The sequence below is a fragment of the Bradyrhizobium sp. SZCCHNR3119 genome (assembly GCF_032487775.1).
In the GTDB taxonomy this organism is placed as follows: domain Bacteria; phylum Pseudomonadota; class Alphaproteobacteria; order Rhizobiales; family Xanthobacteraceae; genus Bradyrhizobium.
This window is the reverse complement of record NZ_JAUEUV010000002.1, coordinates 1,216,464-1,235,056: the sequence shown is the minus strand read 5'-3', so window position 1 is coordinate 1,235,056 and position 18,593 is coordinate 1,216,464. Positions and strand designations below refer to the sequence as shown.

At 63.6% G+C, this 18,593-nt stretch carries 19 protein-coding genes; 13 read left to right on the top strand and 6 right to left on the bottom strand.

What is annotated here, in order from left to right; translation table 11 throughout:
• Positions 1 to 18 precede the first annotated feature (18 nt).
• Complete coding sequence (locus QX034_RS33135) at positions 19 to 429, top strand: ACT domain-containing protein (RefSeq protein WP_315703352.1); 411 nt, start codon at positions 19 to 21, stop codon at positions 427 to 429.
• Between the two features lie 126 nt (positions 430 to 555).
• On the top strand, positions 556 to 1,179 hold the full coding sequence (locus QX034_RS33130; protein ID WP_315703353.1) for a glutathione S-transferase family protein: 624 nt from the start codon (positions 556 to 558) through the stop codon (positions 1,177 to 1,179).
• Between the two features lie 55 nt (positions 1,180 to 1,234).
• On the opposite strand, the gene QX034_RS33125 is transcribed toward QX034_RS33130, so the two are convergent.
• Both QX034_RS33125 and QX034_RS33120 read right to left on the bottom strand, forming a co-directional pair.
• Entirely contained in the window at positions 1,235 to 1,453 is a 219-nt protein-coding gene (locus QX034_RS33125; protein WP_315703354.1) for a hypothetical protein, read from the bottom strand.
• Between the two features lie 1,073 nt (positions 1,454 to 2,526).
• Positions 2,527 to 3,357, bottom strand: coding sequence for an alpha/beta hydrolase (locus QX034_RS33120; protein WP_315703355.1), 831 nt, complete (start codon positions 3,355 to 3,357; stop codon positions 2,527 to 2,529).
• Positions 3,358 to 3,947: 590 nt separating this feature from the next.
• Here QX034_RS33120 and parC point away from each other — a divergent pair.
• The 5 genes from parC (at position 3,948) to QX034_RS33095 (ending at position 10,201) form a co-directional block, all read left to right on the top strand.
• A complete protein-coding gene (gene parC, locus QX034_RS33115) occupies positions 3,948 to 6,200 on the top strand; it encodes a DNA topoisomerase IV subunit A (RefSeq protein ID WP_315703356.1) in 2,253 nt (750 codons plus the stop codon).
• 87 nt (positions 6,201 to 6,287) lie between these two features.
• Positions 6,288 to 7,232 (top strand): cation diffusion facilitator family transporter, encoded by a 945-nt coding sequence (locus QX034_RS33110; RefSeq protein ID WP_315703357.1) that lies wholly within the window; start codon positions 6,288 to 6,290, stop codon positions 7,230 to 7,232.
• Between the two features lie 181 nt (positions 7,233 to 7,413).
• Positions 7,414 to 8,397 carry a CDF family Co(II)/Ni(II) efflux transporter DmeF gene (dmeF, locus tag QX034_RS33105; protein WP_315703358.1) on the top strand — a complete coding sequence of 328 codons (984 nt, stop codon included), beginning with the start codon at positions 7,414 to 7,416 and terminating at the stop codon, positions 8,395 to 8,397.
• A gap of 29 nt (positions 8,398 to 8,426) precedes the next feature.
• On the top strand, positions 8,427 to 9,707 hold the full coding sequence (locus QX034_RS33100) for an adenylate/guanylate cyclase domain-containing protein (RefSeq protein WP_315703359.1): 1,281 nt from the start codon (positions 8,427 to 8,429) through the stop codon (positions 9,705 to 9,707).
• Between the two features lie 59 nt (positions 9,708 to 9,766).
• Complete coding sequence (locus QX034_RS33095) at positions 9,767 to 10,201, top strand: universal stress protein (RefSeq protein WP_315703360.1); 435 nt, start codon at positions 9,767 to 9,769, stop codon at positions 10,199 to 10,201.
• On the opposite strand, the gene QX034_RS33090 is transcribed toward QX034_RS33095, so the two are convergent.
• A complete protein-coding gene (locus QX034_RS33090; RefSeq protein ID WP_315703361.1) occupies positions 10,198 to 11,427 on the bottom strand; it encodes an MFS transporter in 1,230 nt (409 codons plus the stop codon). The genes QX034_RS33095 and QX034_RS33090 overlap by 4 nt on opposite strands.
• A gap of 223 nt (positions 11,428 to 11,650) precedes the next feature.
• On the opposite strand from QX034_RS33090, the gene QX034_RS33085 reads away from it, so the two are divergent.
• Positions 11,651 to 13,030 carry an Nramp family divalent metal transporter gene (locus QX034_RS33085; protein ID WP_315703362.1) on the top strand — a complete coding sequence of 460 codons (1,380 nt, stop codon included), beginning with the start codon at positions 11,651 to 11,653 and terminating at the stop codon, positions 13,028 to 13,030.
• A 78-nt stretch (positions 13,031 to 13,108) separates the two neighbouring features.
• On the opposite strand, the gene QX034_RS33080 is transcribed toward QX034_RS33085, so the two are convergent.
• The 3 genes from QX034_RS33080 to hemB form a co-directional block, all read right to left on the bottom strand.
• Positions 13,109 to 13,885, bottom strand: coding sequence for an arginyltransferase (locus QX034_RS33080; RefSeq protein WP_315703363.1), 777 nt, complete (start codon positions 13,883 to 13,885; stop codon positions 13,109 to 13,111).
• A gap of 75 nt (positions 13,886 to 13,960) precedes the next feature.
• Positions 13,961 to 14,506 carry an RDD family protein gene (locus QX034_RS33075; RefSeq protein WP_315703364.1) on the bottom strand — a complete coding sequence of 182 codons (546 nt, stop codon included), beginning with the start codon at positions 14,504 to 14,506 and terminating at the stop codon, positions 13,961 to 13,963.
• Positions 14,507 to 14,663: 157 nt separating this feature from the next.
• On the bottom strand, positions 14,664 to 15,728 hold the full coding sequence (gene hemB, locus QX034_RS33070; protein ID WP_315703365.1) for a porphobilinogen synthase: 1,065 nt from the start codon (positions 15,726 to 15,728) through the stop codon (positions 14,664 to 14,666).
• A 207-nt stretch (positions 15,729 to 15,935) separates the two neighbouring features.
• Between hemB and QX034_RS33065 the strand changes: the two genes are divergently transcribed.
• The 5 genes from QX034_RS33065 (at position 15,936) to QX034_RS33045 (ending at position 18,490) form a co-directional block, all read left to right on the top strand.
• Entirely contained in the window at positions 15,936 to 16,400 is a 465-nt protein-coding gene (locus QX034_RS33065) for a DUF6163 family protein (protein ID WP_315703366.1), read from the top strand.
• A gap of 383 nt (positions 16,401 to 16,783) precedes the next feature.
• The gene (ldtR, locus tag QX034_RS33060) at positions 16,784 to 17,293 is read left to right on the top strand and encodes a transcriptional regulator LdtR (RefSeq protein ID WP_315703367.1); all 510 of its coding nucleotides are present in this window, start codon (positions 16,784 to 16,786) and stop codon (positions 17,291 to 17,293) included.
• Positions 17,294 to 17,482: 189 nt separating this feature from the next.
• Positions 17,483 to 17,710 (top strand): hypothetical protein, encoded by a 228-nt coding sequence (locus QX034_RS33055; RefSeq protein ID WP_315703368.1) that lies wholly within the window; start codon positions 17,483 to 17,485, stop codon positions 17,708 to 17,710.
• A 10-nt stretch (positions 17,711 to 17,720) separates the two neighbouring features.
• The gene (locus tag QX034_RS33050; RefSeq protein WP_315703369.1) at positions 17,721 to 17,942 is read left to right on the top strand and encodes a hypothetical protein; all 222 of its coding nucleotides are present in this window, start codon (positions 17,721 to 17,723) and stop codon (positions 17,940 to 17,942) included.
• A gap of 89 nt (positions 17,943 to 18,031) precedes the next feature.
• Positions 18,032 to 18,490 carry a hypothetical protein gene (locus QX034_RS33045; RefSeq protein WP_315703370.1) on the top strand — a complete coding sequence of 153 codons (459 nt, stop codon included), beginning with the start codon at positions 18,032 to 18,034 and terminating at the stop codon, positions 18,488 to 18,490.
• The last annotated feature ends 103 nt before the right edge of the window (positions 18,491 to 18,593 follow it).

The following is an 18,593-nucleotide window of genomic DNA, read 5'->3' as shown; positions in this document are numbered from 1 at the left end:
GCCGGCGAAGAGGATGGAATGTCGGGCGAGCGTGATCTGGACAGGCTGCTACGGACCATGTCGCCGCAGCTGCAGGACGGCGTTTTCGTGTTCTGCGCGCTTCCGAGCGATGCTGACATTCCGAGCGCGTTGGCACCACGGCTCTGGTTCCGTGAACGGGAAGGTCTCACCCTGGTCGTCCTGCGGGAGGAGGCTGAACGGGTAGGGCTGCCCGCGCAGTTCGCCTCGCGCCTGATCACGCTCGACGTGCATTCCGCGCTCGATGCTGTGGGATTCCTCGCTGCCGTCACCACCCGCCTGGCGCAGGCCGGCATCAGCGCCAACGCCGTCTCGGCCTTCCATCACGACCATCTGTTCGTGCCGGAGGCCAGCGCCGAGGAGGCACTGCATCTTCTGCAGGAGATGTCCGCGCAGGCGAGCTCCAGCTGAGTGGGCGGTTCGCGTCGTTCCGTTGCGGAAGCGCAGCTCATGGGGCCGCCGGAAAATTTTTCCCGGAAGGCTGTCGATCCGGTCCGCCCCCGTTCGTCTTGGAGACATCACGGATGGAGAACCGGCATGAAAATCTACTGGATCAAGGCTCAGGCGCCGCGCCGCGTGCTGGCGCTGGTCAAGCATCTCGGCGTGCAGGCGGAGTTCATCGACATCAGGGGCGGGCTGAAGACGCCGGAGTTTGCTGCGCTCAATCCCAACATGAAGGCCCCGGTGCTGGTCGACGGCGATCTCGTGCTATGGGAGTCCAACGCGATCATGGCCCATCTCTGCATCAGGGAAAGCTGCGACATGTGGCCGGCCCGCAATCCGCAGCAGCAGGTCGAGGTGCTGCGCTGGCTCTCCTGGAACGATTGTCACTGGGCGCCCGCGGTGGGGCCATTCTACTTTGAGCACATCGTCAAGCGGACGTTCGGCCTCGGCACGCCCGACCGCGCGGCGCTGATCGACAAGGTGGCCAACCTGAAGACGTTTGCAGCCGTGCTCGACGGTCACTTGAAGTCGCGCTCTTATGTCGCCTGCGATCGGCTCACCATTGCCGATTTCGCCTTGGCATCGATGGCGACCGATTGGCGCGAGGCGGAGATGCCGCTCGAGGCGTTTCCCAACATTGTCAGCTGGCTCGACGGGCTGATGCGCCTGCCGGCCTGGGCCGAACCCTGGCCGGAGCTGCAATCGGCCGCAGCCTGAGACATGCAGAATCGGACAAGCGGATCTCTCGGCGAGACGCCCGCCGAGAGTCGGCCTATACCCGCGGCATGATCTGCAGCTCGAGCAGCGCCAGACGCTGCATTGCGGTCACGCTGCGCTCGCCGGCCTTGGCGGCGCGCAGCACCGCTTCCGCGAGCAGCGTGACATGGGTCGAACTGACTGGCTCCGGCAAGGCCGCGATCGCGGCGTCCAGCGCCTGCGTCATCAGCGCGACCACCTCCGGCGAAAAAGCTGCGTCGGAAAAATCCTGCATGATACGACGTCCAAAAATGCTGCATGAGCCGCAACGGATTCCGCCGGCGCGGCCAAAACACGGGAGAGACGGCAACGAAGGTTGTCTCGGCCCGTCGATGACGATGACGCAATACGATCTATCGATGAAAACCCGGAAGCACGGTGCGGGTTCCGCGCGCCACTGCGCGATCGGCGGCGCCGACGTGATTTGCCCGACACCCAGCCCTTGCGTTCGATCGCCACGCATCCGCGTTCACAATGGCGCCTCAGATGGCGCAAGATCGCCTGCGCGTAACGGCTTATTTCGCCAACTGCTTCAATGCGATCGGTGATGCCACGTCCATCGCGATGAAAATTCATGTTTCGCTTTTCCAGAAATTGTGCAATCCTTCTCGCGTCCCGCCTCGATAAGAGGGACGCTTCGCGATCGTCACGAACGTTGGGTGCGGGATGCGGTGGCCTGTCGGCGTTGCAGCGCGCTATCAGCGGCGGACGAACAACATCGGCAGGACGGCGAAATCGAGTGGTCCTGGCGCCCCGACGCTGGCGCTAAGTTGCTCGGGTGATGATCCGAGCGGCGACGGTGGCTAACAAGCCCGGACACCGGGGAGAGCTCGTATAAGCCGTAACCCGCCGCGCAGGGAAGGCCGGATGATCCGGTTGAACCTGTGGTGACTGCCGCCTGCTTTCTTTGTTGCAGGCGGGCCGCGGGTGTCAACCGACATCCGGCCTTCCCCGCGCCCTCTGTTCAGAAGAGGGTGATCAACTGGCAAAGCTCGGACGCATGACGCGCCGCGAGAACGATGAGTTACGTTCCAATGGTGGTGGAAGACACTCAGTGTCATTCCGGGGCGCGCGAAGCACGAGCCCGGAATCTATACTCACGATCATGGTTATGGCTTCCGGGCTCGCCCTTACGGGCGCCCCGGAATGACGACGGGGTGCGTGTCAATTGTGGCCGCCATTGCGAGGGGCCGAAGGCGACGAAGCAATCCAGTACTATATCGACGCTGGATTGCTTCTGCCTACGCCTTTCGGGTTTCGGCGGGACACGTCGCTTCGCTCGCAATGACGGCAGCCGCGAACCGCGGCCTATCCTTTGATGAACGCCAGCAAGTCCGCGTTGATCACGTCGGCATGGGTGGTGGCCATGCCGTGCGGGAAGCCCGGATAGGTCTTCAGCGTGCCATGCTTGAGGAGCTTGATGCCGATGCGCGCGGAATCGTCGATCGGCACGATCTGGTCGTCCTCGCCATGCATCAAGAGCACCGGCACGTCGATCGCCTTGAGGTCCTCGGTGAAGTCGGTCTCCGAGAAGGCCTTGATGCAGTCGTAATGCGCTTTCGTGCCGCCCATCATGCCCTGGCGCCACCAGTTGCGGATCACGCCTTCCGAGACTTTCGCGCCGTCACGGTTGAAGCCGTAGAACGGTCCGGTCGGGATATCGAGGAAGAACTGGGCGCGGTTCGCGGCGAGCGCCGCGCGGAAGCCATTGAACACCTCGATCGGCAGCCCGCCCGGGTTCTTCTCGGTCTTCACCATGATCGGCGGCACCGCGCCGAGCAAAGCGGCCTTGGCGACCCGGCCCTTGCCGTGCCGCGCCACGTAACGCGCGACCTCGCCGCCGCCGGTGGAGTGACCGACATGAACCGCATCCTTCAGGTCGAGCTTTGCGGCAAGTGCCGCGACGTCGGCCGCATAGGTATCCATCTCATTGCCATGCTCGGTCTGGCTGGAGCGGCCATGGCCACGGCGATCATGGGCGATGACGCGAAAGCCCTTCTCCAGGAAGAACAGCATCTGCGCGTCCCAGTCGTCGGCCGAGAGCGGCCAGCCATGGTGAAACACGATGGGCTGGCCGGTGCCCCAATCCTTGTAGAAAATCTGCGTGCCGTCCGATGTCGTCACGAATCCTGAACTCATGGGGACTTGCCTTTCTTGCTTGTTTGACTGCCGCTTTAAAGGAGCGGAGTGGCATCGCCGTCGCCTCTGCGATCGCGATCGGCAACGACGAAGTCGTCAGCTTAGCTGAGGTCGGTGACGTTCTCAGCAACAGACGCGTGATCGTGGCGCCATGCCGCAATCAATCGATCACGATCGATTCAAATGATGCCCGTCATGCATTCCTGGCCGCCGCGATCATTCAGTGTGCGACACGCCGGGGACGTGCCCGTTCGGGATGCAGGGCCGTGGTGCCGAGAGCAAATCTTGAGCAGCGGGGTCAAGCGATTCCCGTCCCGGAGGCGCATTCGCGTCCGCCGATGGACCAGCGCGTCACGGGTCCGGCAATGGACGGGGTGGACACTGGCCCGCGATCCCAGCAATTTGGGCGCGCACTGATTCGGGGCATCAAACGGCCCACGCGGGCCAGAGGCGGCGTCAGCGGGGCTTTTTGAGTTCCCAAGGACCCGGGCGCGCGACATTGCACCGCGCCGTCCGATCGCCTAAAGCGTGATCCAAGGTTGATCAAAAAGGCTCATTCGACGAGCTAACCCACTGAAAACGTAGAGCTAATGGGCAAGAAACTGATTCCGCCGGAACCGGCCGACATCCATGAAGTGCCGCTGCGCGAGGCGCTGGAAGAGCGCTATCTCGCCTATGCGCTCTCGACCATCATGCACCGCGCGCTGCCCGACGCGCGCGACGGACTGAAGCCGGTGCACCGCCGCATCCTCTATGGGATGCGGCTCTTGCGGCTCGATCCGGGGACCGCGTTCAAGAAGTCGGCCAAAATCGTCGGCGATGTGATGGGTTCGTTCCATCCGCATGGCGACCAGGCGATCTACGACGCGATGGTCCGTCTCGCCCAGGATTTCTCCTCGCGCTATCCGCTGGTCGACGGCCAGGGCAATTTCGGCAATATCGACGGCGATAACCCCGCGGCCTACCGCTACACCGAAGCGCGGATGACCGATGTCGCGCGGCTTCTGCTCGAGGGCATCGACGAGGACGGGGTCGAGTTTCGTCCGAATTATGATGGCCAGTCCAAGGAGCCGGTGGTCCTGCCCGGCGGCTTCCCGAACCTGCTCGCCAACGGCGCGCAGGGCATCGCGGTCGGCATGGCGACCTCGATCCCGCCGCATAATGCCGCCGAGCTTTGCGACGCCGCGCTGCATCTGATCGAGAAGCCCGAGGCCAAGTCGCGCGCGCTGCTGCGCTGGGTCAAGGGCCCGGACTTCCCCACCGGCGGCACCGTGATCGATTCCAAGGAGTCGATCATCGAGGCCTACACCACCGGCCGCGGCTCGTTCCGCGTCCGCGCCAAGTGGACCCAGGAAGAGGGCAACCGCGGCACCTGGATCGTCGTCATCACCGAGATTCCGTATCTCGTGCAGAAGTCGCGCCTGGTCGAGAAGATCGCCGAGCTGCTCAACGAGAAGAAGCTGCCGCTGGTCGGCGACGTCAGGGACGAGTCGGCTGAGGACGTCCGGCTCGTCATCGAGCCGAAGTCGAAGAACGTCGACCCGGCGCTGATGATGGAATCGCTGTTCCGGCTCACCGATCTCGAGAGCAAGATCCCACTGAACCTCAACGTGCTGGTGAAGGGCCGCATCCCCAAGGTGGTGGGCCTGGCCGAATGCCTGCGCGAATGGCTCGACCATTTGCGCGACGTGCTGCTGCGGCGCTCGAACTACCGCAAGAAGCAGATCGAGAACCGGCTGGAGATCCTCGGCGGCTACCTGATCGCCTATCTCAACATCGACGAGGTGATCCGGATCATCCGCACCGAGGACGAGCCGAAGCCGGTGCTGATGAAGACCTTCAAGCTCAGCGAGGTGCAGGCCGAGGCCATCCTCAACATGCGCCTGCGCAGCTTGCGCAAGCTCGAGGAAATGGAGATCCGCACCGAGGACAAGGAGCTTCGCAAGGAGCTGAAGGGCATCAACTCGCTGCTGGCATCCGAGACCGAGCAATGGGCCAAGGTCGGTGAGCAGGTGAAGACGGTGCGCGAGATGTTCGGGCCGAAGACCCCACTCGGCAAGCGCCGCACCAATTTCGCCGACGCGCCCGAGCATGATCTCGCCGCGATCGAGGAGGCTTTCGTCGAGCGCGAGCCGGTGACGGTCGTGGTGTCGGAAAAGGGCTGGGTGCGCACCCTCAAGGGCCATGTGGAGGATCTCTCCAATCTCGCCTTCAAAACCGACGACCAGCTCGGCCAATCCTTTTTCGCCGAAAGCACCTCGAAACTGCTGCTGTTTGCGAGCAGCGGCAAATTCTACTCACTCGATGTCGCCAAGCTGCCGGGCGGCCGCGGGCATGGCGAGCCGATCCGCATGTTCATCGATCTCGATCAGGACGCCTCGATCGTGTCGATGTTCGTCAACAAGGGCGGCCGCAAATTCCTGGTGGCGAGCTCCGATGGCCAGGGCTTCGTCGTCACCGAGGAGGATTGCGTCGGCACCACCCGCAAGGGCAAGCAGGTGTTGAACGTGACGGCGCCGGCGGAGGCGCGCGCGATCACCACGGTCGCCGGCGACCAGGTCGCCGTCATCGGCACCAACCACAAGATGGTGATCTTCCCGCTCGATCAGGTGCCGGAGATGGCGCGCGGCCGCGGCGTCCGGTTGCAGAAATACACCAGCGCGCAGCTGTCCGACGTCGCGACCTTCGACCAGAAGGAAGGGCTCGGCTGGAAGGACTCGGCGGGCCGCGACCAGGGCCTTTCCTGGAAGGATCTGGCCGACTTCCGCGGCAACCGCGCCGATGCCGGCCGCATCGCGCAGGGCCTGCCGAAGTCGAACAAGTTCAGCCGGCCGATCGAGTAGCGAGGTAATAGTATCCGTCCGGCGTCGGCCTATATGCTTGAGCGAAAGCGATCGCGCGGTTGCTGTCGCTGATCGGGGCGAGCTCGGATGGCGCATTCTCATTCCGGCGATCATTCCCATGGCCACTCCCATGCGCACGGCCATGCCGGCCACAGCCATGCGCCGGCGAGTTTCGGCGCGGCGTTTGCGATCGGCGTGGCGCTCAATACCGCCTTCGTCATTGCCGAGCTCGTTTTCGGCTATGCCGCGCATTCGCTGGCGCTGATCTCGGACGCGGTCCACAATCTGTCCGACGTGATGTCGCTGCTGCTCGCCTGGGGGGCGCTTTGGCTCGCGCAGAAGCGGCCGACCGACCGGCACACTTACGGGTACAGGCGGGCCTCGATTCTCGCCGCGCTCGTCAATGCCGGCCTCCTGCTCCTCGTGGTCGGCGGCATTGCGGTCGAGGCCATCGACCGGCTGCAAAGCCCGACACAGGTCGCGGGCGCGACCGTGCTATGGGTGGCCAGCCTCGGCATCGTCATCAACGGCGCCACCGCGCTGCTGTTCATGCGCGGCCGGCATGACGATCTCAACATCCGCGGCGCCTATCTGCACATGGCCGCCGACGCCGGCGTGTCCTTTGGCGTGGTGGTTGCCGCCATCATCACCATGGCGACCGGCTGGCTCTGGGTCGATCCGGTGGTCAGCCTTCTGATTGCGGCCGTGGTGCTGGTGAGCGGCTGGGAGCTGGCGCGCGACAGCGTCAATCTGGCGCTCGATGCTGTTCCCCGCGACATCCAACTGCCGGCAGTCCGGGATTATCTTGCCTCGCTCGAGGGCGTCAGCGAGGTCCACGACCTGCACATCTGGGCGATGAGCACCAACGAAACCGCATTGACGGCCCATCTCGTCCGGTGCGGCGGCGCCGACGATGACTTTCTGCACAGGGTTTGTGGGGAACTGTCGCACCGCTTCAACATCCAGCATCCGACCCTGCAGATCGAGACCGATGGTTGCGCCTGCAAGCTCGCCCCGGCGCATGTGGTGTAGAGCGGTGGCCCGGCGAGCCCCCGGAAATCCGAGCACGACGGCCACGGTGCCGATGCCGCGCGGCGGCAGCGGGTCGGAATCCAAGTTCTGTCGTGATAATGTCAACGGCCGTGTCTGTAGTCGACGCCGGACGCCGTGGCCATGCATATGCCGGTGCGGGATAGGCTGAGGGAGAGCGAGAATGCCGTCACATGCGGATCAGTGGGCGCATGATCATGTGTTTCTGGGGGCGCAGCATGAGCGCAACGAGCGCCGCACCTGGTTCGTGGTCGCGCTGACGCTCGCGATGATGATCGGCGAGATCGTCGCCGGCTCGCTGTTCGGCTCGATGGCGCTGCTGGCCGACGGCTGGCACATGGGGACCCACGCGGCAGCGCTCGGGATCGCCGGGCTTGCTTACCTGTTTGCGCGCCGCTACGCGCGCAATCCGCAGTTCACATTCGGCACCGGAAAATTCGGGGAACTCGCCGCCTTCTCCAGCGCCATCATCCTGCTGCTGATCGCGATCCAGATCGCCTATGAGAGCGTGCTCCGTTTGATCAACCCGGTTCCGATCGCCTATGGCGAGGCCGTGGCGGTAGCGGCACTGGGGTTGGTGGTCAATCTCGCCAGCGCCTGGCTGCTGGCTGATAGCCATGATCATCATCATCACGGTCATGGCCACGAACACGTCCATCGTCACGAGCACCATGATGATGACGACGATCACGATCATCATCACCACCATCATGGTCACCACCACGACAACAACCTGCGCGCGGCCTATGTCCATGTGCTGGCCGATGCCGCGACCTCTGTGCTGGCGATCGCTGCGCTTCTGGTCGGGATGTATTCGGGGTGGGCCTGGGCGGATGCCGTCGTCGGCGTGATCGGCAGCGCCGTCATTGCGAGCTGGGCCTATGGGCTGATCCGCGACGCCGGTGCGGTGCTGCTCGACGTCAATGCCGACCGGCGGCTCGAGGCAACCATCCGCGCGCGGCTGGAGGCCGGCGGCGACCATGTCACGGATCTGCATCTGTGGCAGCTCGGTCCGGGGCACCGGGGCGTCGTCGTCTCGCTGGTCTCCGACAATCCCCTGGCACCGGCGACCTACAAGCAACGTCTGCGCGACTTGACCACGCTGAGCCATGTCACGGTGGAGGTCGAGCATGGACTGCGGCGCTGAACGCGAAAGATAGAAGTAAAAGACCGAAGATGGATATCTCCGACCGCCTCGTGCTGATCAATTGGCTGGTGGGGCAGAGCCTCTCCGGGGTGCCGGAGAAAGACATTCTGCGCGGCTTCTGCGAGCGCTGCCGGCAGGGTGGAATCGAGCTGTCCCGCGGGATGATCTTCATCGATACGCTGCATCCGATCTTTGAGGGACGTGGCTTTCGCTGGAACGATCGGCCGACCAATGAAAGCGATACGTTCGAGTATGGATCGACCAGCGAGGGCGAAGCGGCCAACAATTGGAAGCGTTCGACCTTTCACTACATGCTGGAGAAGGGCCACGACGAGTTCAGCATCGATCTCACGAATTGTGCCCATCTGGATTTTTCGCTGATCCATGAGTTCGCAGAGAAGGGCCACCAGCATTTCCTCTCCTTCGTGCACCGCTTCGGCGAGGCCGGCACCCTCGGCCAGATGGATTGCTTCTACTCCTGCTGGCTGACCCGGCGCATCGGCGGCTTCGCGGAAACGCAGGTCGAAGCGCTGCGCGACCTCGTGCCCGTGCTCGGCCTTGCCATCAAGTCTGCGCAGCAGGTCGATATCGTGCGAACGCTGGGCCGGGTCTATCTAGGCCGCGGTGCGTCCGAGCAGGTGCTCCAAGGCCAGATCTCGCGCGGTATCACCGAACGCATCAACGCCGTGCTCTGGTTCTCCGATCTGCGCGGCTCGACCGCGATCTCGGAGAGCATCTCGCCGGACGAGATCATCCCGCTGCTCAACGACTACGCCCAGGCCTCGATCGACGCGATTCACGAGGCAGGCGGTGATGTCCTGAAACTGATCGGCGATGGTGTTCTCGCGATTTTCACCGGCCAGGACATGTCCGAAGCGCGGCGGGCGGCCTTGCGTGCCGAGCACCGGTTTCGACTCAATATGACCGCTCTCAACGCCCGGCGGACACAGGAGGGGCGGCCGGTGACGTCGGCCTATGTCGGTCTGCATGTCGGCGAAGTCTTTTACGGCAATATCGGCAGCGAGGACCGGCTCGACTTCACCGTGGTCGGACCCGCGGTGAATGAGGTCAGCCGCATCGCCTCGATGTGCCGTTCGATCGATCGCGAATTGCTGGCCTCGGCGGAGTTCTGCGACGGGCTCGATGCAGAAGGCCGCCCGCACCTGGTGTCGACCGGCCGTTATGCATTGCGAGGCATCGGACGCGCGCAAGACCTCTATACGCTGGATCCTGAAATCGCCGCGAGCGAGGCGGCAGCGCGCGGCTACGAGGCCTATCTCGGAGCCGGCACTTTGAATCGGGGACCTTGAGCCAAGTCAATGCAATGGAGCGCGAACTCCGCCCAGGATCATGAGTGGGAGATCACGCTATGTATACGCACATTCTGCTGCCGACCGATGGTTCCGACCTGTCCAAAGCCGCGATGAAGCACGGGATTGCACTTGCCAAAGCGACGGGCGCGAAGATCACGGCGCTCGTGGTCTCGACGCCTCTGCACTCGTTGGTCGTCGATCCCACCGCTGCCACCAGGGCGCTGGCGCAGTACAAGGCCTTGGTCGCCGAGCAGACCGCGAAATATCTGAACCACGTCAAGGAAGACGCCGAGCGCGTAGGGGTCGCCTGCGAAACGCTGTGTGTCGAGCACGACAAGCCATACGAAGCCATCGTCGATACCGCCCGCGACCGCGACTGCGATCTGGTGGTGATGGCCTCGCATGGCCTGCGCGGCGTCTCAGCGATCCTGGGCAGCGAGACGCTGAAGGTGCTCACGCACTCGACCGTTCCGATCCTGGTCTATCGCTAGGCGGCCTGCATCTCCGGCTGGCGCGCGAGCGTCACCGCAGGCGATGTGAGGATGACCAGGGCCTGAAGGCCGAAAATGAGGGCGACGAGGTAGAGGCAGACATCGGCTCCATAGGTGCCGCCAATGATGGCGCCCAGCAACGATCCGAGCGGCCGCGCGCCATAGCTCAGGATGTTGATGGCCGAGACGCGACCGAGCAGGCTGGCCGGCGTCACCGATTGGCGCAGGGTGGTGGTCGAGATCACCCACAGAATAGGTCCCGCGCCGAGGAGAAAGAAGCTCAAGCCGGCCAGCCATGGCGAGGGGACGAGCGTGGTCAACGCCATCAGCAGCGCGGCGACGAAGCCGGCGACGGGCCCAAGACCGATCACGATGCCGAAGGCCAGCCGTCGCATGATCCGGGTGGCGAGCAGGGCGCCGAGGACCATGCCGGACCCGAACATCGAGAGCACGGTGCCGACCCCGGTCGCCGACAGCCCGAGTCGATGCACCGCATAGGGCACGAACACGGCCAGCAGCAGGAAATGCGCGGTGTTGAAGATGAACTGGGTGACGAAGACCGGGCGCAGCAATGGATGCCGCAGCACGAACGCGGCGCCTTCCTGGATCTCCGCTCGCGGATGCCGTCGGGGCCGCGGTGGACGGGACGGCTCCTCCACGCCGGTCAGGCAGGCCACGGCGGCGATGGACAGCGCTGCAGCGCAGGCGAAGGCCGCCGCCGCTCCGATCCAGCCCACCAGCATGCCACCGAGCGCCGGTCCCGACGCAAAGGCGATCGTGCGGGCGAGTTCGATCCGCGCATTCGCCGCAGGCAATAAAGCCGGCGTCACCAATGAAGGGACCAGCGCGGGGGCGGCGACACTGAAGACGACGGTGCCGCAGACGGCGGCAAAGCCGAGCGCCGCAAGCAAGGACAATGTGAGCGCGTTGGCCCAGATTGCCAGGAAGATGATGAGCAGGGCGAGCGCCCGCAACGCCTCGGCGGAGGCCATGAGAATTCGTCTTGAGAGACGGTCCGTCAGCAGGCCAGCCGGAATGGCAAACAGGATGAATGGAGCGGTCAGTGCGGTCTGCAACAAGCCGGACTGGCCTTCGCCGACCCCGAGCACGAGCACGGCGACGATGGGAGCGGCAGCCAGCGCAATCTGTTCGGCGGACTGCGCGGCGAGATTGGACCAGGCCAGGCGGTTGAATGTCACGGGCAGGGCGGGCGTAGAGTGGAACATTGCACGGTCCTTGAGGCGATGATGCCCGCCATTCTCGGCAAGCCGGCAACGCGCGCCCACCCGCTTTCCGATTGGGCCCTCAAGCTGCTGTGTGACGATGTCCCGTTACGCCGAACCGACCAGTTGCTGGTGCTCCCCTTAAAGAGAACCGACCGGAACGGATTGGCCTAATTGCAGTTGCAAATCAATTGCATTAAAAAGAATTCTGGTTCAGAATAGCAGCATGGACGCGCATCCGTCAGAATTTTCGCAAGGACATAGCGTCGCGCCGGCGGACGGCGGCCCGCTGGCGCGTGGCTGGAAGGGGGATCGTGGCGCGCCGTCGCTGGGAGAGCTGTTCGGCTCGGTGCGGACGGCGGCCAAAGGATCGCTGTGGCGCAAGTTGCTGGCGTTTCTCGGCCCCGGCTACCTTGTTGCTGTCGGCTATATGGACCCCGGCAACTGGGCGACGTCGCTCGCCGGCGGCTCAAAGTTTGGTTACACGCTGCTGTCGGTGGCGTTGCTTTCCAATCTGATGGCGATCGTGCTGCAGTCGCTCTGCACCCGCCTCGGGGTGGGCACGGGGCGCGATCTCGCGCAAGCCTGTCGCGATGCGACCCCGCGCTGGGTCTCAATTCCGCTGTGGCTGTCGGCGGAGGTCGCGATCACCGCGACCGATCTTGCGGAGGTGATCGGCACCGCGATCGGCCTCGGTCTGCTGTTCGGTATCCCGCTCGCGATCGGCGTCTGCATCACGGCGCTGGATGTGTTTCTCATCCTGGCCTTGCAGGCCTTTGGCTTCCGCTGGATCGAGGCCTTTGTCGTCGCGCTCCTCGGGGTGATTGCTGCCTGTTTCGCGGCCCAGATCGCGATGGCGCACCCGGATTGGGGCGCCGTTCTCAAGGGCTTCGTGCCGACCGGGCAGCTCTTTGCGAATTCCGAGATGCTCTATCTCGCCCTTGGCATTCTCGGCGCCACCGTGATGCCGCATAACCTCTATCTCCATTCGGGCTTGGTGCAGACGCGCGGTTATGGCGACAGCCCCGCGGAGAAGCGCGAGGCGATCACGCTGTCGACGATCGATTCTTCCATTGCACTGTGCCTTGCGTTGACCATCAACGCCTCGATCCTGATCCTGGCTGCGGCGACCTTCCACAGGAGAGGACAGCTCGAGGTTGCAGAGCTCGATCAGGCGCATTCGTTTCTCGCGCCGCTGCTGGGCTCCACGATTGCGCCGAGCCTGTTTGCGATCGCACTCCTATGCTGTGGCCTGAATTCGACGATCACCGCGACCTTGTCGGGTCAGATCGTGATGGAAGGCTTCCTCCACTGGCGGATTGCGCCGTGGCTGCGCCGGCTAATCACACGGACGATCGCGATCGTGCCGGCCGTGGTCGTCACCATCTGGGCTGGCGAGAAGGCCACCGGTCAGCTCCTGATCCTGAGCCAGGTCGTGCTCAGCCTGCAGCTGCCATTCGCCATCGTCCCACTGGTGCTGATCACGGCGAGCCGCGCCAAGATGGGCGCGTTCGTCGCGCCGCGCTGGCTGACGGCCGTTGCGAGCGCGATCGCGGTTGCGATCATCGGGCTGAATGTGAAGCTGGTCGCGGATTATTTGGGATAAGCGAAGCGAGTAGCGAATGAGGAGTAGCGAGTAGGGAAACGAACCATTCGCTACTCCCTATTCGCCAATCGGCCTGCTTCAATCCTGCGGCTCCGGCGCCGTGTGCCCTTCGGCATCCACGCGCAGCCAGCCGGCTGCGGCCAGCCGCTGCTGCGGCAGATAGCGACTCTTGTAGTCCATCTTCTGGGAGCTCTCGATCCAATAACCGAGATAGACGTAAGGCAGGCCCTGCCGTCGCGCACGGGCGATATGGTCGAGGATCATGAAGGTGCCGAGCGAGCGCGAGATCTCCGACGGATCGAAGAACGAATAGACCATGGACAGGCCGTCACTGAGCACATCGGTGAGCGCCGCCGCGACGAGCTCGCCGCCCCGTCCGTTCGGACCGTTGCTTGGATTGCGCCGGCGATATTCGATGATCCGGGTCTCGACATGGCTGTCTTCGACCATCATGGCGTAATCCAGCACCGTCATGTCGGCCATGCCGCCGTGCCGGTGCCGCTGGTCGAGATAGCTGCGGAAGATCGAATATTGCTCCGAGGTGGGGACGGCGCTGCGCTGCTCGCCGACGAGGTCGGCATTGCGGGCGAGTACCTTGCGGAAGTTGCGCGAGGCTCGGAACTCATTCGCGATCACCCGCACCGAGACGCAGGCCCGGCACTGGTCGCAGGCCGGACGATACGCGATCGACTGGCTGCGCCGAAAGCCGCCATGGGTGAGGAGGTCGTTGAGATCGGTCGCCTTGTCGCCGACCAAATGCGTGAAGACCTTCCGTTCCTGCCGCCCCGGTAGATAGGGGCAAGGCGAGGGCGCCGTCAGGTAGAATTGCGGGGTATCACGCGAATGCTGGGTCAAGGATGCTCATCAGCCTCCAAAGCGATGATCGATAGAATTGCGCTCCGGACGCTGCCGGTCAATCGGTTTGATGAGTCAATAGGTGCGGACCGGCTCAACCCGTTGCGAGCGCACCGAGGTGTTGACGATCACGGTTCCCAGAAGGAAGTCGTGCAGCAGCCGCCGGCGGCTGTTGAAGAGCCCAAGCAGAAGCACCAACGGTGACAGCACCGAAATCGAGATCCAGAAACAGACTGCATGCACGGCGCCGAGCACGAAATAGCCCGGTGCTCCGTACCAGGTGCGGAGTTCGAGATCCATGAGGCGCATGCCAATGGTGGCGGAATGCGGACCACCGATGGTGCTGCCGTAATAGACGAGCGCCCAGATCACCGATGCCGGTGAGATCAGCCAGAACAGCGCCCAGCCGAGCCCAAGGGTGATGAGGCCGAACACCGCGATGAAGATCACGGCCAGGACCACTGGAATCGCGAGCACGACCAGGTCGATCAGGAACGCGACCATGCGTCGCAACAGCACGCCGCGAAACAGCTCCGGCTGCAGAGCGGGATCAAACGCGTGAGGCCGAATATCCGGTCCGCCACCGCCCCAGCGGCTACCACCCGAGCCCGTATAGGTCATGGATTGTCCTCCCGATTGGCAAGCAGGACATGGGAACCGCCTCCGGCCTTGCAAGGGCGTGCGGCGAGATGCCGTCGCAAATATTCAGGCAATTCCGGGGCTGCGCCAGGAGCGCCGGACGGGTTCACGGTCTCCGGCAGCCTCGGGAGTTGCAGAACTACGAATTCTGCTGCCGCAGCCTTTCCGCCGCCTGTGGAGCGAAATAAGTCAGCACGCCGTCGGCGCCGGCGCGCTTGAACGCCAACAGGCTCTCCATCATCGCGCGATCGCCGTCGATCCAACCATTATTCGCGGCCGCCGCGATCATCGCGTATTCGCCGGAGACCTGATAGGCGAAGGTCGGCATCGCGAACGTGTCCTTCACGCGGCGGACGACATCGAGGTAGGGCAGGCCGGGCTTCACCATCACCATGTCGGCCCCTTCGGCGATATCCAGCTCGACCTCGCGCAGGGCCTCGTCGGAATTGGCGCTGTCCATCTGATAGGTGCGCTTGTCGCCGGTCAACGCTTTGGCCGAACCGATCGCATCGCGGAACGGACCATAGAATGCAGAGGCATATTTCGCGGCGTAGGCCATGATCTGCACGTCCTGAAAGCCGGCTTGATCGAGCGCCTGCCTGATGGCGCCGACCCGGCCGTCCATCATGTCCGACGGCGCGATGATGTCGCAGCCGGCTTCGGCCTGCACCAGCGCCTGCCTGACCAGGACCGCCACCGTCTCGTCGTTGAGGATCCGGCCATCCTTGATCAGCCCGTCATGCCCGTGGCTCGTGAAGGGATCGAGCGCGACGTCGCAGAGCACGCCGATGTCGGGGAACTCCGCTTTGATGGCACGCACGGCCTGGCAGACCAGATTGTCCGGGTTGCAGGCCTCGGACCCGTTCTCGTCGCGCAGCGAGGGATCGGTATAGGGGAACAGGGCCAGGCAGGGGATGTTCAGCTTGACCGCGCGCTCGGCGTCGCGGACGATTTCGTCGACGCTCAGCCGATCGACGCCGGGCATCGACGCGACCACGCTGCGGGTCTTCTGGCCCTCGACCACGAACAGCGGCCAGATCAGATCGTCAGTGGTCAGGACGTTTTCCCGCACCAGGCGACGGGCCCATTCGGCTTTGCGGTTGCGGCGGGGACGGATGGTCAGATCGAGGGAAGGAGCCACGGTGGTGGTGACATTGCGCGCAACGTCGCGCACTTCGATCGGACGCCCGAATTTGATCGCCATAAGAGTCTCTCTCCTGGAGGAGGTTGCCGGCCGGCTGATTTGACTTGTTGTAATTCCAAATTTCTGTAGCACCTTGACCGCGCGGCGTCACTTGACCTCGCGCAAGCTGCCCGCTCATTTTGACGCAGCAGCTCACCGATAATCGCGCGCCACGCATGACCGAAAGGGGCCACATGAAGGCCATTTGCCCGATCAGACGAGGTCTCGATGCCTGAAATTCCCACCCCGCGGGATCTGCCGCGCGATGGCGCCATGTCGGTTGCAGCGCTGTCGTCGGAGCGTCCGGACAGCGACGATAACGTCTGGACGCGGCGCCTCGTTCTGTTCCTGCGGGTGATGGCGATGCTGTCGATCGCCAAGGGGCTTTATCACTGGGCCCAGGTGACAGGCTTCATCGGGGGCGAGGACGAGGCTTTCGAGAACCAGCCCATGGCCTGGCAGGCGGCAACCGTCTATTTCGCCGTGATCGAGCTGGTCGCAGCGGTCGGGCTGTGGCTCGCCACGCCCTGGGGGGCGGTGGTCTGGCTGACCACCGTGGTCTCGATGGCGGTGATCGAGTTGATGTTCCCCGCCATCTATGGCGGCAGCCTGATCGTGGTCGGGGGCGAAGCCGTCATGCTGGCGGCCTATCTCGTGTTGGCCTGGATGGCGGCACGGGAACGTCCGCCATAGCGGCGTTAACGGTCTCGGCATCGTGAGGTTGTGCGCAATGAGCTTTGCGTCTCGATCTCGTCTCTGGGTTGCGGGTAACGTTTCGAACAGCTTAAAGTCCGTCGCCACAGCTGTTACGCGCTCCTTAGCGCGGGGCGATGCACCTGTTTTGGAATGTGACAGGGCTTGGGACAAAGCGCGAACATCACACGCTCACCGTCAATGGAGTCTTGCGTAAAGTGCTTTAATCGCTGGCTTAAAAGAGAATTCACTCTCTTAAATTCATTCTGTATTTATGCTCTTGTTTAAGCCGATATTCAAATCGGCCCCCTTAAGCTCGTTTTATCAGACGGGACAAAAGTTTCGTCGAATAAGTCGACAAAAACGACGACAGGGGAAGTGTCATGATGAAAGCCGTTGCTACGGCCGTGGAGACTGAGCGCGCGCCCCAGGGCACCGTGCAGTCGGCGTACCTGGAAGCCTTGACCTTGGTGGAGCGGCTGCACCGCCGCCTGCTCGATGTCATCAAGGACGAGTTCGATCGCCGCGGTCGCTCTGATATCAACTCGGTTCAGGCTCTGCTGCTCTACAACATCGGCGACAAGGAGCTGACCGCCGGTGAGCTGCGCACCCGCGGTTATTATCTCGGCTCCAACGTTTCGTATAACTTGAAGAAGCTGGTCGAACTCGGCTTCCTCGATCATCAGCGCTCGCGCGTCGACCGCCGCTCGGTGCGCATCCGCCTGACGCCGCAGGGTCAGGAGATCCGCAAGATCGTCGAGGCGCTGTATCAGAAGCACGTCAAGACGGTGGAGCAGGTGGGGGGCATCTCCAACGAGGAGTTCGCCACGCTCAATAAGTCGCTGCACCGGCTCGAGCGCTTCTGGACCGATCAGATCCTCTATCGGCTCTGATCGCAGTCAAACAAGGTCGGGCGGGGGCGCGCCCGCAAAGCGCCTTGCTGTACAACCTGACATGTCCCGGCGCGCCGGCTCGTGATGCGAGCCGGCGCGTTCGTCTTTTGCGTTCGCGGAAAACTCCCGTTGCGCATTGGAACCAGATCGGCGTCAGCGGGGTTGTCCCACCGCGCCGGAGGACGAACGATGCTGGTTGAACGTGGCATGCAGGCGATGAGTGCGGAGGTCGTAAGCGATGCTTATGCCATCGCTGCGAACTACTTGCGCCGCTCAGGCGGCATGCCCGACACGTTCCAGCCCAACGACCACCTGGTCGACATCATCGTTCTCCTGTTTCAACGCGGCGAGTTCAACAAGCTGAAGCTCGCCAACATGGCGATCGCAATGTTCGAGGCTGCGACGCCGCCTGACTGAAGGGGACCCCATGGAAGCTGCGATCGATCGCATCATGCACACCTACGACCTGCTCGCGAACCGTACCTCTGCGGCGAGCGAAGAGGCGCGGCGCAAGGTGGCCGACTACGTGAAGACGTTGTTCGAAGCCGGCGAGCGCGACCCACACCGGCTCACCGTGTGTGGCCTGACCTATCTGCGCCAGCTCGATGGCCGCGTCGATCCGGTGAAGGCGGGCTATACGGGGCTTTGAGCCTACCCCCACGCAAAACGATTGCATCGGCACAGACACAACCTGTATGAAGCGACCGCTTCATACAGGTTTTCGTGTTGGGGGCACCGATGCTGGGGTTGTCGCGCGCATTCTACATTCCGCTCTTGTTGATCTCGACCTGTTCCCAGAACGCGTCGCCAACTGCCGATGCCGTTGGCAACGCCACGGCCGCCGCGGAGCCGGTCCTGGTCGCAAATCCGACCAAGGTCGGCGAATGTGCGGAGAGAACGATCGCCGAGATCGCGGACCGCTCCGGGGAGAAGCTCTCGCGGAAACCGATCAAGAGGGGTGTGATCGATCCCGGCAGCTATGTTCGCTACACCAACAAGGACACGCAGGTGTCGTATGAGTGGGATGCTGCGCTTGCTGGCTCGAAAGTGGGCGACAAGGTTCGGTTCTGCCTCATCTCCATTCCGAAGGATTGTCCGCCCGGCGATGACCGGGGTCGTGTCTACGAGACCACGAATCTCCGGACCAATCAGGCCTGGAAGATGCCCGACGACCAGCACATGTGCGGCGGGGCCTGACGGCGGTTGGCGCGGCCGGAGCCTCCCAGGGCCGAGGGCTTTCAGCGCGTGCCCGTCCACCATATCTTGGCATAAATCGGAGGCCTGACCGCAACCGCTTGGC

Bases quoted from the DNA above. Each gene is read 5' to 3' on its own strand.
- hemB (WP_315703365.1), bottom strand. From the start codon at position 15,728: ATGGCGATCAAATTCGGGCGTCCGATCGAAGTGCGCGACGTTGCGCGC.
- QX034_RS33065 (WP_315703366.1), top strand. From the start codon at position 15,936: ATGCCTGAAATTCCCACCCCGCGGGATCTGCCGCGCGATGGCGCCATG.
- QX034_RS33090 (WP_315703361.1), bottom strand. From the start codon at position 11,427: ATGTTCCACTCTACGCCCGCCCTGCCCGTGACATTCAACCGCCTGGCC.
- QX034_RS33085 (WP_315703362.1), top strand. From the start codon at position 11,651: ATGGACGCGCATCCGTCAGAATTTTCGCAAGGACATAGCGTCGCGCCG.
- ldtR (WP_315703367.1), top strand. From the start codon at position 16,784: ATGATGAAAGCCGTTGCTACGGCCGTGGAGACTGAGCGCGCGCCCCAG.
- QX034_RS33120 (WP_315703355.1), bottom strand. From the start codon at position 3,357: ATGAGTTCAGGATTCGTGACGACATCGGACGGCACGCAGATTTTCTAC.
- QX034_RS33055 (WP_315703368.1), top strand. From the start codon at position 17,483: ATGCTGGTTGAACGTGGCATGCAGGCGATGAGTGCGGAGGTCGTAAGC.
- QX034_RS33135 (WP_315703352.1), top strand. From the start codon at position 19: ATGTCGGGCGAGCGTGATCTGGACAGGCTGCTACGGACCATGTCGCCG.
- parC (WP_315703356.1), top strand. From the start codon at position 3,948: ATGGGCAAGAAACTGATTCCGCCGGAACCGGCCGACATCCATGAAGTG.
- QX034_RS33095 (WP_315703360.1), top strand. From the start codon at position 9,767: ATGTATACGCACATTCTGCTGCCGACCGATGGTTCCGACCTGTCCAAA.
- QX034_RS33050 (WP_315703369.1), top strand. From the start codon at position 17,721: ATGGAAGCTGCGATCGATCGCATCATGCACACCTACGACCTGCTCGCG.
- QX034_RS33100 (WP_315703359.1), top strand. From the start codon at position 8,427: ATGGATATCTCCGACCGCCTCGTGCTGATCAATTGGCTGGTGGGGCAG.
- QX034_RS33075 (WP_315703364.1), bottom strand. From the start codon at position 14,506: ATGACCTATACGGGCTCGGGTGGTAGCCGCTGGGGCGGTGGCGGACCG.
- QX034_RS33045 (WP_315703370.1), top strand. From the start codon at position 18,032: ATGCTGGGGTTGTCGCGCGCATTCTACATTCCGCTCTTGTTGATCTCG.
- QX034_RS33130 (WP_315703353.1), top strand. From the start codon at position 556: ATGAAAATCTACTGGATCAAGGCTCAGGCGCCGCGCCGCGTGCTGGCG.
- QX034_RS33125 (WP_315703354.1), bottom strand. From the start codon at position 1,453: ATGCAGGATTTTTCCGACGCAGCTTTTTCGCCGGAGGTGGTCGCGCTG.
- QX034_RS33110 (WP_315703357.1), top strand. From the start codon at position 6,288: ATGGCGCATTCTCATTCCGGCGATCATTCCCATGGCCACTCCCATGCG.
- dmeF (WP_315703358.1), top strand. From the start codon at position 7,414: ATGCCGTCACATGCGGATCAGTGGGCGCATGATCATGTGTTTCTGGGG.